Source organism: Salinarchaeum sp. IM2453 (assembly GCF_019693215.1).
Lineage (GTDB): Archaea > Halobacteriota > Halobacteria > Halobacteriales > Salinarchaeaceae > IM2453.
On sequence record NZ_CP081183.1, the window covers coordinates 1,259,732 to 1,272,316 of the forward strand.

Annotated in this window: 8 protein-coding genes; 7 read left to right on the forward strand and 1 reads right to left on the reverse strand. The window is 46.3% G+C overall.

Annotated features, from left to right (window positions below; all coding sequences use genetic code 11):
- Positions 1-70 precede the first annotated feature (70 nt).
- Genes K0C01_RS05885 through K0C01_RS05900 form a run of 4 tightly spaced genes read left to right on the forward strand, consistent with a single transcriptional unit; the run spans position 71 to position 6,430 of the window.
- Positions 71-2,854 (forward strand): transglutaminase-like domain-containing protein, encoded by a 2,784-nt coding sequence (locus K0C01_RS05885; RefSeq protein WP_221171088.1) that lies wholly within the window; start codon positions 71-73, stop codon positions 2,852-2,854.
- A 2-nt stretch (positions 2,855-2,856) separates the two neighbouring features.
- Positions 2,857-3,603: a DUF7269 family protein gene (locus K0C01_RS05890; RefSeq protein ID WP_221171089.1), complete on the forward strand. Its 747-nt coding sequence runs from the start codon at positions 2,857-2,859 to the stop codon at positions 3,601-3,603.
- Complete coding sequence (locus K0C01_RS05895; RefSeq protein WP_221171090.1) at positions 3,603-4,886, forward strand: DUF58 domain-containing protein; 1,284 nt, start codon at positions 3,603-3,605, stop codon at positions 4,884-4,886. The genes K0C01_RS05890 and K0C01_RS05895 overlap by 1 nt, the downstream gene beginning before the upstream one ends.
- Positions 4,883-6,430, forward strand: coding sequence for a DUF7519 family protein (locus tag K0C01_RS05900; RefSeq protein WP_221171091.1), 1,548 nt, complete (start codon positions 4,883-4,885; stop codon positions 6,428-6,430). The genes K0C01_RS05895 and K0C01_RS05900 overlap by 4 nt, the downstream gene beginning before the upstream one ends.
- A gap of 85 nt (positions 6,431-6,515) precedes the next feature.
- Here K0C01_RS05900 and K0C01_RS05905 read toward each other — a convergent pair whose 3' ends face one another.
- Positions 6,516-7,472 (reverse strand): AAA family ATPase, encoded by a 957-nt coding sequence (locus tag K0C01_RS05905; protein WP_221171209.1) that lies wholly within the window; start codon positions 7,470-7,472, stop codon positions 6,516-6,518.
- A gap of 186 nt (positions 7,473-7,658) precedes the next feature.
- On the opposite strand from K0C01_RS05905, the gene K0C01_RS05910 reads away from it, so the two are divergent.
- From K0C01_RS05910 to K0C01_RS05920, 3 genes are all read left to right on the forward strand, one after another.
- Positions 7,659-8,099, forward strand: a complete 441-nt coding sequence (locus K0C01_RS05910; protein WP_221171092.1) for a TRAM domain-containing protein — start codon at positions 7,659-7,661, stop codon at positions 8,097-8,099.
- A 61-nt stretch (positions 8,100-8,160) separates the two neighbouring features.
- Complete coding sequence (locus tag K0C01_RS05915; RefSeq protein ID WP_397541150.1) at positions 8,161-12,147, forward strand: LAGLIDADG family homing endonuclease; 3,987 nt, start codon at positions 8,161-8,163, stop codon at positions 12,145-12,147.
- Between the two features lie 146 nt (positions 12,148-12,293).
- Positions 12,294-12,560, forward strand: a complete 267-nt coding sequence (locus tag K0C01_RS05920; protein WP_221171093.1) for a DUF7854 family protein — start codon at positions 12,294-12,296, stop codon at positions 12,558-12,560.
- The last annotated feature ends 25 nt before the right edge of the window (positions 12,561-12,585 follow it).

A 12,585-nucleotide genomic window follows, 5' to 3' on the forward strand; every position in this document is an offset into this window, starting at 1 on the left:
AGTCAGGCATTTATACGCTCATACAATAATGTGGTTCAAGAAACATCTCAAATCGCTGGTTTTGATACATATGACCAAAGATAAAACAAGTGATCGTCGGTTTTCACAACTCGCTGTCGCATTGCTTCTTTTGGGAGCAATCATTTTAATTGCCAGTATACTGCCGGCGATCGGCGGACCTGGTCTTCCGGATACAGAGAATCCATTTGACGGTCCACAGATGGGTGACAGCGAACTGCCGTTTAGTGACGGCTCTGGAACATCCCCTGTATTAGGTGCTGACCAGCAAACTTCTGCTGGAGCCGTAGACAATCCTTTCGAGGGGCTAAGTAGTGATGATGAGTGGACTGCATTCTACGCGGAATTAAGCGATCCTAACCCATACAAATCTAGTGTTGGTCCATATTGGCGTTCTGATGCTTATAATACATATGAAGACGGAGATTGGGTTCGTGAATCTGGCTCTGCCGACCCACCTCATCTTTCTTCAGAAGATCGTTTTACCCAAGAAATTAACTTAGAATATCCAACAACTGTTCTTCCGGCAGCTTACCATGCAGATATAAGCTCAATCGAATCGTCGGAGATATCTATCTCTGACTTAGAGTACAGTTCTGAGGGTGGCATTCACGTTGCTTCAACTCCTTCTGACGGATTCTCCTATGAGATAGACAGTGTTGCGCCGGCAGCCTCTACGGACGATCTTGAGGATGCCCCGTCAGATTTACCTACTGACATCGAAGAGCGATATACTGATGTCCCTAGCTCGGTTCCTGACCGTGTTGAGAATTTCATTGACAGAGAAGGCTTAGAAGGTGACTCACAGTATGAAACAGCCAAAAACGTAGAACAATGGATTCAGACTGAAAAGGAATACTCACTTGATGCTGCTCATGAACGTGGTTCTGATCCAGTTGACCAATTCCTATACGAAATGGATGAAGGCTACTGCCAGTACGCTGCATCTAGTATGGCTCTTGTCTTGCAGGCAGAAGATATCCCGACTCGGTACGTAACCGGATATGCGACTGGTGATTATGTTGGCAATGATCGATATGAAGTAACCAATCAGCATGCGCATGCGTGGGTTGAAGTGTACTTCCCTAACCATGGTTGGATTGCATTTGAACCAACTCCCCCTGAAGCTGTCGGCGGTGGTGAATCAGTTGATGATGAAGACGAGCGGGATGAACAAGACGGAGACAGTGACCAGGATGAAGAGGACGAGCAGGATGAGTCTGATGACAGTGATGAACAGGACGAATCTGACGAAGGAGACGAACAAGATGAGTCCGATGACAGTGATGAACAGGATGAGTCTGATGACGGTGATGAGCAGGATGAACAAGACGAATCTGACGAAGGAAATGAACAAGATGACTCTGATACAAGCAATAAGTATGATGTTATGTTTGACCCTGAAGACCCATCCGTTGGCGAAGACATAATCATCACAGTAAAGCAGAATAATGAGCCTGTTTCGAATACTGATGTGCAAATCGTCGATGGTGTTGATGATGACTGGTATGAAACCAATGAATCTGGTCAGATTGAGTATACTGTTCCTCCTACTGACAGTATTCAGGTTGTTGTCTCCGAAGAATCTGAATCATTCAACACATTTTCAGCGCAAACATACACAACTGAATCTGATCAGTCAACCTCTACGGAGACCTCTATTGGAGAACAGCCAGTTGATTCCCAGCTGAATATATCTGCACTTCGCGAGCCTCTTCTTGTCGGGGAACAGGCAAGTCTTGAATTTACGCTCGATGATGAGCCACTTGATACAGAACAATTAGAGGAATATAATTTCACAGTCATGGTTGAGGGAAGCTCACAGGATCTTGAGGTACCATCAGAAGGCATTGGCATTGTCGACATCCCCTCTGATGTCTCTGATTCAGCAGAGATAACAGCCAAATATGGTAATTTATCTTCGGAATCAATGTTTGATGCAGGCGAGCTTGAAGTGGATACATCGTATGAATATTACTTTGCGCTACCTGGACAAGGAGTGACAATGGATTTGTATGTGGATGATACGCAACTGGAGAACGTACCTGTAGAACATGATGGAAACCTACTAACCCCTGATAGCAATGGAACAATAGCAACGACCCTGCCTTTCTCAAGCAGTGTAAGCTATACTGTTGCTTACGGCCCAAACCAAATCACACATGAGGTCAACATTCTCCGCGACTCAGCGATATTCCTTGGGGTTGCTCTTACTGGACTCCTCGCAAGTGGAGTTTTATATCGACGATCTAACCTCAGTGTAGCTTCTATCTACTCTACGCTTCGGTCCGGCGTATTCCACGCGATTAATCAGATGATTTCTGTTACCGCTCACATTGCTGGCTTGCTTCGAGTAATCGGAGAGCACTTGACAGGAGGTATTCAATCGATTCTTGCACTTCCCAACGAGCTGTACCAGCGGTGGCGTCAATGGAGACCGGATTCAATTCCACATGCCATCTGGATTCGCATTATTGCCGTGGGGCTGCTCTTCCGAAATCTCTTTTGTCGGTCGTCTGTCTCTTCGGACTCATCTTCCTTCGCGAAATCCAACTCAGAGCCAGTTGATCAATCAATGCTAGATATTCGTGAGACTTGGGGTGCTTTTGTCCGGATGGTCCTTCCTCGTCGCTATCATACTAAATCCCCAGGTGAAGTCGCACGTAAAGCTGTCAGCATTGGGTTTCCAAAGACCCCGGTTCAAAAGCTGACATCAGTATTCCGTCAATCAGAATACGGTGGTGGGCCCGCTGAACAACACGTCACTGAAGCAAACCAAGCCTTTGACTCGATTCAACAATCACAAGAAGACGATCCTAGTACTACTGATAAATAATAATGAGGTGGAGAACGGTATTTGGTATAATCGCTGGTGGATCTCTTGTCGCTGTTGGTGGAATTCTTGCGCTCGCCCCCGAAATAGTTCCTTCAGATATCTGGCAGCAAGTTCTACTATATTCCTCTTGGATTGAAACCATCCCGATCTCCTACGTCGTTGGTGGATTAATTGCCCTTGCAGCTCTTCTATATCTTCGAACTCAGACCGCTGGATCAGAATATAACCACCAGCTGTATTCCACAGATCCAACACAGGTGCATCAACCCTCCCCCGAAATTGGAGATGCATTTGATCAGGCTGTCGAGATGGAGCATCTGCATCCTTACATACCAGAACAGCGGGAGACGCATACAGGAAATGAATCGGAGTACTCACGTTTCCAGCAAACTCATATACCAGAACATTGGGATACACACCAGTCAGCGAACGATCCTCAGCAGACGTCGTTTAACCAATACCGACCATCTGTTAATCCAGCGGATTCACTCCAAGAAACACTTGAAAACGTATTACGACAAACTCATGACCCAAATAATGTCGATGAAATCATTGAGCAGGGTGAGTGGACCTCAAATCAAGTCGCGGCAGCAGCAATGAGCACACATCAGGATTTTCCACTCTCTCATCGGATCCTCCGGTGGCTTCAACCTGACCTAGCCCGACAGCGTGAATTCGAGCAAACCTCCTCAGAAGTCTATCGTACAGTTGCTGAATATGCTCCTGATTATGATGCTGGTGATCAATAATGTTTGAACGAATCCCTCGATGGAGGGCTGTACTGGGCAGCGCGCTAGTTCTTGCTGGTGCTGGTGTCATGCTTTCAACCCCCGAATTAGTTATCGGTGCTATCATCCCGATTGGATACATTACGTTCAGTGCTATCACAAGCGCTCGTCCTGTCGAATCCGATCTTGACATAACTCGCACAATCTCCCCAAAACCGGCACCCCCTGGCCGCGAAGTAGAAGTAACTTTACAGATTACAAATACTAGCTCTCGACCAATTGTTGATCTCCGGGTAACCGACTGTGTTCCTCCAGAACTTCCCGTTACCAATGGCACTCCAAAAGCAGCGTTTGGTCTCCGAGGTGGAGGATCAACAACAATATCATACTCCGTTCGAGCACGGTATGGTACATATCCATTTGATGGTATAAATGTTCAAACACGAAGCATGAGTGGGGCTAGTTTGTATTCCTCTACCCTTGACGCAGAAGGCGATCAGACAATTGAAACATCCATCGTTGCTTCAAAGTGGCCTCGACAAGAACAAACAGTTGCATTCACTGGAATGCAACCAAGCGACTCTGGTGGGGAGGGTATTGAGTTTCATACAACTCGCCAGTATCGTCCCGGAGACCCAGTTAATCGTATTGATTGGAGACGATACGCAAAAGAGGGCGAACTAACCACCATAAACTATCGGAAGAACGAATCCGTTGAGGTGCTTGTTCTTTTAGACCTCCGACCTCCCAATGATGTGGCTGCATCCAATGACTCCGCTACTGGAAGTGAGCTAACGGTGTATACAGCTGCAGAGGCTGTTCACGGAATCTATGCCGCCAAACAGGGCGTTGGACTAGCTACGATTGGTGTTGACGACCCTTCATCGGCGGATCATCCATATATTATCTCTCCAAGTCACGGAACTGATGTCCTTCCTCGTCTCCACCATGCGCTTGAACATATCGCCGAATGTACCACACCTACTGCTGATTATACCCTTTCAAAGGGGTCTCAGCAAGACATCAAATCCATTCGTCGATCCCTTGATTCACAAACACAGGTGTTAATCATAACTCCTCTTCTTGATGACTTTCCTCTTTCCATTATCCGCGAACTTCGGGTTGCTGGACATTCAGTTAACGTCTTTAGCCCCGATGTTACTACCACCGACTCCCCCGGAAAGACAGTCGCTCGAAGTGACCGGGCATTACGATTAACCCAAGCGCGAGAACTAGCAAATACGGTTGTCAATTGGAATCCAAATAATTCACTGCGTGCTGAACTTGAGCGGGTGATGAAATGACCCGTAGAATAATTTCTCAGCTTCTTTGTAAAATCACGGCCGACGAGAAACCTGTCTCAACGTATAGTGGTATCTTTGGAGTTGTCATTGCGATCAGTATCCTGTCAGTATATACATTGCTGACAGGAACTGCTCCTTCGGTGTACATCGGCCTTGCATTGGGAGGAATCATTGCCTTTTCTCTTGCCCTGTCCGGCAGTACTTCACGTGTACTCTCTGTTGTTGGACTGCTTATGTTCTTGTTTGCTGCTCCGCTTGCTCTCAGTTACGTAGTCTACAATACTGTACTTGAGGATATCGTGTTTGGGTTACTGGTTCTTGCAGGCACTCTTGCTGGCTTTGGTATCCTGCGACTACGACTTGATACATTCAGTCGTACTGCCCTTCAAACCACTTTATTGCGTGTCTCCGGCGCTGTTATCATCTTAGGAATCGTTGCTGGTATATTGGTAGTACGACAAGACGGCGTAGGTCTGCTTTTAGACACTGATTATACTGCGGTTATCTCAGAGAGTATATTGTATGCGATCTCTCCACCACAAAATACAGGCACAGTCTTAGATGGTAGTCAACTATCTGCAATTACTCTCGTTCTCCTTGGGGCTTACGCGACAGCAGGGTCGTATCTTCTTATTATCGTCCTTCCAATTCTTGAGCTTGCTCCTCAATCTAAACAAGAATACTACAATCGCTATGTCCGCAGTGCGAAACTCCTTGCTGTATCGCTGCTTAGTGGAATTGCTTTTGTAGTCTCTGTCGGATATTTCTACGCGCAAACCGAATATCCAAATATTGGAACCTTCGAATCACTTGTAACAACCATAGTCACAGCTGGTACCTTCCATCGAATTTTCCTATGGGTCGGTACGATTGGATTTATCCTCGCACTTCTATTTTGGATTGGATCATACCTTGCTGCACTATATCTGTCTACTGATCACGTTCGTGGAATGGTCACAATCGTCAGTGCAACCATATTTGGACTAACTATTGCAGCTGCTGATAGGTTCTTGATCGATGAAATCTATGACCGTCTTCCAGTAGGACTGGAATCTGGATTTGAAAATATTATAACGAATATCGGTGTCACTCCTACAGCACTTTCAATTGTAACCGTACTACTTGCTGTTACTGCCATTGTTTTTGCTATTGTGTATCTTCTGGCAATGACCGGATTTCTTCGGACCCGAACCGCGAGTGCTCGACTCTTACTGTATAGCCTTCTTATCGCTGTTATCGTTGCTGCTTTTGATGACGTAGCTAGCCCGTACCTATTTTTGGGCATTTTTGGTCTGGTTGTAGTCTGGGATTTACTCGAATATGGTCTCGGCATCGGCGAGACACTCGGCAAAAATGCTCAGTCTCGTCACGGAGAGTTAATCCATGCAACTGGAAGTATATTCATCGGTGGTGCCCTTTTTATTGGAGTGCTTCTCACAGAAGATTATTTGCTCTCTGTTGAACCTGTCCCTGAGTTTTCCACGTACGCAATCCTTGTCACGGTTTTCGCAGCTATTGTCCTCACAATCTTTCTACGAGGATAGTGACTTACGGAAGATTCGAGGCGAACGCCTCGCGCTTCAATGCGAAGAGGATGTCAATGGTTACGACTTGTTTGTCAGTTGACTGCTATACAGCATCCATCGCAGGGACATTGACAGAATTAAGCACTGATTTGGTTACGTCTCGTTTGCTTATCCCTTCAACGGTAGCATCTGCTGTCAATACTAGCCGATGTGTAATCACTGGCGGTGCTATTGACTTTATGTCATCTGGAACTACATAATTGCGTCCAGAAATGACAGCTCGCGCCCGTGAAGCTTCTAGTAACCGTTGTATCCCTCGTGGGGATACGCCTGCCTTGACCGCTTGATGCTCTCTTGTCCTTCGTCCAAGATCAACAATATAATCCTTGAGCTTATCATCCACCTGAACATACTCTGGCACCTCTTGTAGCTCATTGAATGTCTCACTGTCAACGACCTGTGTTGCCTCCGGAGTTGCTGTACTCCTGCTTGTCCGACGATCCAATAACTCTCTTTCTCCTGCTGCATCCGGGTATCCAATTGATGTTTTGATAATAAACCGATCACGCTGTGCTTCTGGAAGCTCAAATGTGCCTTCCTGTTCAACCGGATTCTGTGTCGCAATCACAAAAAACGGCTCTGGAAGCGACTTTGTTTCTCCTCCGATACTGACCTGTTTCTCTCCCATGGCTTCAAGTAATGCTGCCTGTGTCTTTGGAGGTGCTCTGTTTATCTCGTCTGCAAGTACCACATGTGCAAAAATCGGACCTGGGTTGAATTCAAATTCTCCTGTCTGTTCATTAAATACATGCGACCCAGTGATGTCCGATGGTAGTAGATCAGGTGTAAACTGGATTCTATTAAACTCCAATCCAAGTGCTCTGGCTAATGACCGCGCAGTCAGTGTCTTCCCGGTTCCCGGTACATCTTCAAGTAGCACGTGACCTTTTGCAAGTGATCCTGTCAGAACCGTTTCTAAAAAATCCCGATCGGCGATGACTGCTCGTTCAATCGTTTCAAGTACCTCCGAGCATGTCGTTGATGCTGCTTCAACTTCCATTGGCGACGGTGTCATGCTAACTATATACTTGCTTCAAGCCTTTATCAATTTTCTATCCCTTGCTTCTTGATCCATGTTGGCCTGATCGCACAAGTATATACCGATGATATGTCTCAGAAATTGGATAGTCTTGTTCCGAAATAAAGGATCGCAAACGTTTAACGCGCTGGCAGTATAGAAATTGCCATGGCTGATTGTCCTCTTTCGGATGACTGCCCAAGCTTTTCAGAGCGTATTGAGGGGATGGGATGCCAACACTATGGCGACCGCGGTGGGAAAGAGTGGTGTAACCACTATAACCAGCCGATTGATGACCTCAAAACACAGCCTGTAAAACCAGACGAGGAAATTGTAGTTGATATTGTTGACATCCACGAGAGTGGTGCCGGTGTTGGCCGCACTGAGGAGGGATTTGTCATTCTCGTTGATGGAGTACTTCCCGATGCTCGTTCCCGCGTTAGAGTAACAAACGTACACTCGAACCACGCAAGAGGTGAAGAACTGGAACGGCTCCCAATGGACGATGATACAAGTGAAGATACATCTGACGACGACGATGATACTGCCGATGAGACTGATAGTCGCAATCCTCGGCTTGGTAGTCGCGAAGACTTTTGGGGGTCATAGCGACGAATTCCATTCCGACAAAAACAACCATCCCGTATTCCAATACACATAATCACTGATAATGGCCGGAGAGGACACCGAACTAATTGACTCGTTTGAATCATTCTACCGAGATTATTATCATAAAGAAATCGGTCAACTTGCCCGGAAGTATCCCAACGACAAGAAATCGTTGTATCTTAACTGGAGTGACCTCTATCAGTTTGATCCAGAACTTGCTGACAATTATCTTAGCAAGCCGGAACAATATCGACAATATGCTGAAGAGGCTCTCCGATTGTATGATCTCCCTGTCGACGTGAAACTAGGCGGAGCCCATGTTCGCATTCGGAACATACGAGAAGCGACTGACATTCGCGATATACGGGCGACTGATGTTAATCGACTAGTTTCTGTACAAGGCATCGTCCGCAAGGCGACTGATGTTCGACCAAAGATACAGAAAGCTGCGTTCAAATGCCAGCGATGTGAGACCCTTACCCATGTTGATCAGAGTGGTGGATCATTTCAGGAGCCACACGAGTGTCGTGCCTGTGAACGCCAGGGCCCATTTATTCTAAATGAAGACCAATCTGAATTTGTTGACTCACAACAACTCCGAGTTCAGGAAAGTCCTGAAGGTCTCCGCGGCGGTGAGACACCGCAGAGTATTGATGTTGATATTGAAGACGACATCACTGGACAAGTATCGCCTGGTGATCGTGTCCGTGTGACTGGTATCCTTCGTCTCGATCAGGACGGAGGGAATGATTCTCCGATTTTTGATGTCTACATAGAGGGCCGGACTGTCGAAATTGAAGAAGAAGAGTTTGAAGATATGGATATTACCGATGAAGACAAGCAGGCTATTGTCGAGTTATCAAATGATCCTGATATTTACGAGAAGATGGTTGACTCCATTGCTCCCTCTATCCATGGATATCGAACGGAAAAATTAGCGATGACGCTTCAATTATTCTCCGGTGTTACAAAACATCTACCTGACGAATCTCGTATTCGCGGTGACCTACATATTCTCTTGATTGGAGACCCCGGGACTGGAAAGTCACAGTTACTCCAGTATATTCGGAACATTGCTCCGAGATCAGTATACACCTCTGGTAAAGGTAGCTCATCTGCTGGCCTTACCGCTGCTGCAGTTCGCGACGACTTTGGTGAGGGCCAGCAGTGGACGCTTGAGGCCGGTGCCCTTGTTCTCGCCGATCAGGGTGTTGCGGCAGTCGATGAGCTTGATAAGATGCGCTGTGTGACTGGAGATTCCTTAGTCCGACTCGGCGATAATAGTTTGTCTCGGATTCGAGATTTATCGCTTGACGCGGCACAACACGGCCAAATTGAGGCGCTCCCGAATGGGCGTACCATCAGAGACGTTGACCTTACTGTCTGGACGTTGACTGACAATGGGTCTCTTGTAAAACGCCCTGTTACGGCCATCCACGAGTATGATGCACCTCAAGAACTTACTCAAGTGACTTTAGAATCTGGAGAAACTGTTGTTACAACAGATGATCACCCATTCTTTGTGATTGACTCCGGGAAACGTACTACTTGTCCTGCCTCAGAACTACAATCAGGTGAGTGGGCATTAGTCCCACAGAATATTCCAACCCACGTCACCGATGGTGGTGTAGCTACTTGTAGCCCTGCCTCACAATCCGATGAATTTGATACATCGGTCTCACATGGGAAACTCCTTGGCTACCTTCTGGCGGGTGGCAATGTATCATATAATGGCCAATTAGACGAGTATACACTCACATTCTCTGGTAGCAAGACGGAACTTTCTGATGCCTTCAGGCAAGCCAGTCAGGATGTATTTGGTATCTCTCAGATTGAAAGTTCACAGGCAAATGAATTAATCGTTCGCGTTCCTGCGTCACAATATGTTGATACTGTGTTTGACACGGTATTGACGCTGAACGCTAATTCAATTGAGTTGCTCCCACCGGACATTACCAGCCTGTCTCGCGACACACAAGCAGCATTTGTTCGTGCGCTTGCTGATGTCAACGGCTATGTCAATACGTCCACTCCGTCTGTTAATATTTCTTCTGAGAGCCGCGATCTTCTGCAGGGTATTAAATCGGTGCTACTTGATTTTGATATAACGAGCCAACTTCGCTCTTCATTCAACAATTCTGATTCGTATACACTCTATATTCCTTCTACAGAAATCCATCAATACCGACAGCAGATTGGATTTAGCTGCCCACAGAAGCAGTCTGCCCTTGATGTAGCTTGTAACGAGACTGATTCTCACACCAATACTGAGCTAATTCCTGACATCGGTGACCTACTCTCTGAGTATCGACAGTCACTGCGCCTACGAAGTAATGAATGTGGTGTCCCAGAATCAGTCTATCAAGAAGCTGAATGCGATGACATAGCAATCTCTCTCTATGACGCCAGACAAATACTAAATGCATTCAAACAGCGGACACAAGAAGCAGCCGCTGACCTTACCAGCATACAGAATGAGTGCACTTGGGATCAAATCAATGCATACATTGAAAAATACGATATCGCGTGGTCTGACGTCATTGACGAGAGCCAGATCTCAACTGACCAATTGTCAACGCTGTGGGATACAGATGAAATGTTCCGCCAGACAGTACGAAATCAGGTAGCTGATATTATCTCTTCTGTTGCTGAGACCGATCTTTCTGCATTCTATTCGCTGGTCCATGGGGATGTTACTTGGCGTCGTGTTCGTACCGTTGAAGCTGTTACTCAATCTGGTGCCACCAACCGATCTGGTACTCTTCGACGTGAGCTTGCAGATCTCGTTGATTATGACGGTGACAACGTGGTTGATTACTGTTATCGTCTACTTACGCGTGAGATCAAGATCGAATCGTGGAGAGACTTTCGTGCTGAACTTGATAGATATAATATTTCTGTCTGGGAAATCGCAGACGACCTTGAGGTCACAGAACCAGTCCTCCAACAGTGGGTATCGGAGAATGCACAATCTAAGCGATTTGAACGTGCTCGTGAATCTATAACATCACATATCCGCTCTACACAGCAACAAATCAAGGATCTCATCGGCCAGATACGGCAATCAGAACGATCAAAGGTCTATGATCTCACTGTTGAACAGACACACAACTTCGTTGCGAATGGGATGGTTGTGCATAATTCAGAAGACCGATCTGCAATGCACGAAGCCCTCGAACAGCAATCGATCAGTGTCTCAAAAGCGGGTATTAATGCCACGTTGAAGAGTCGATGTTCTTTGCTCGGGGCTGCTAATCCGAAGTATGGTCGATTCGATCAGTATGAACCAATTGGGGAGCAGATTGATCTTGAACCAGCGCTTGTCTCCCGATTTGATCTGATATTTACTGTGACTGATCAGCCAGATCCAGACGAAGACAGAGAACTCGCAGAACACATCCTCGATGCTAACTATGCTGGTCAGCTTAACACTCAACGACAGGAGCTACCAGCACCTGATATATCAAAGGCTGATGTGGAAAATGTCCAAGAGACTGTTGAGCCAGAAATTGATGCTGAATTACTACGGAAATACGTTGCGTATGCACAGCAAAGCTGTTATCCTAGATTAACCGACGACGCCAAAAAAGAGATTGAAGACTTCTATGTTGACCTGCGATCAAAGGGTGCAAGTGAAGATGCTCCTGTCCCAGTTACCGCCAGAAAACTCGAGGCACTCGTTCGACTCACGGAGGCAAGTGCTCGTGTCCGACTGTCTGATAAGGCAACAAAAGAAGACGCTCAGAAAGTAATTAATATTGTTCGAACATCATTGCAGGATATCAGCGTTGATCCCGAGACTGGAGAATTTGACGCTGATGTCGTTGAAACTGGCCATTCAAAGAGCCAGCGAGACCGGAAGAAGAACATCACCGACATCATTGAAGACATGCAGGAGGAATACGAGAACGGCGCACCGGTTGAGGCAATCCTTGACCGAGCTGAAGAAGTCGGGCTGGAACGGTCAAAGGCAGAGAGCGAGATTGAGAAGCTCAAACGTAACGGCAGCCTCTACGAGCCTCAAAATGGGCATATCCGTGTTCCTTAGTTTTGCCCGACTTTTGAGGAGACATCGCTTTTGTCAGCCCCCGAATAATAGACAGATACACAAGCATTGTATCTGATATTGACAGCTAAACTGCTCTCAAATCATTTTAGAAGACGGAAACTAAATCATCAATAAGCTCATAACAAATGGACCGGATCTCTACACTTCGTAACATCGAAGACGCTCTTACCGAATTTGAAAACGGTAATATCTCCTTTGAGGAGTTAACTCAGCGAGTTTCAACAATATTACAGACATTTGCGACTGATTTTGAAGATGAACTACAAGCCGTATATCAGGTTGACTCTGTAATTGTGGTTGCTGAGTCCCCGAGCGCAGCAAGAGATCAGGCTGCTGAAATAGCTGACATTAACCCAGAGAGTGCATCTGTTCACCGCTTGTCTGATAACTAATGACAATACATACGCCGTACGTTAT

What these genes read in the sequence shown, in the direction of transcription:
- K0C01_RS05895 (WP_221171090.1), top strand. Translation starts at nt 3,603, where the DNA reads ATGTTTGAACGAATCCCTCGATGGAGGGCTGTACTGGGCAGCGCGCTA.
- K0C01_RS05900 (WP_221171091.1), top strand. Translation starts at nt 4,883, where the DNA reads ATGACCCGTAGAATAATTTCTCAGCTTCTTTGTAAAATCACGGCCGAC.
- K0C01_RS05920 (WP_221171093.1), top strand. Translation starts at nt 12,294, where the DNA reads ATGGACCGGATCTCTACACTTCGTAACATCGAAGACGCTCTTACCGAA.
- K0C01_RS05905 (WP_221171209.1), bottom strand. Translation starts at nt 7,472, where the DNA reads ATGGAAGTTGAAGCAGCATCAACGACATGCTCGGAGGTACTTGAAACG.
- K0C01_RS05910 (WP_221171092.1), top strand. Translation starts at nt 7,659, where the DNA reads ATGGCTGATTGTCCTCTTTCGGATGACTGCCCAAGCTTTTCAGAGCGT.
- K0C01_RS05915 (WP_397541150.1), top strand. Translation starts at nt 8,161, where the DNA reads ATGGCCGGAGAGGACACCGAACTAATTGACTCGTTTGAATCATTCTAC.
- K0C01_RS05890 (WP_221171089.1), top strand. Translation starts at nt 2,857, where the DNA reads ATGAGGTGGAGAACGGTATTTGGTATAATCGCTGGTGGATCTCTTGTC.
- K0C01_RS05885 (WP_221171088.1), top strand. Translation starts at nt 71, where the DNA reads ATGACCAAAGATAAAACAAGTGATCGTCGGTTTTCACAACTCGCTGTC.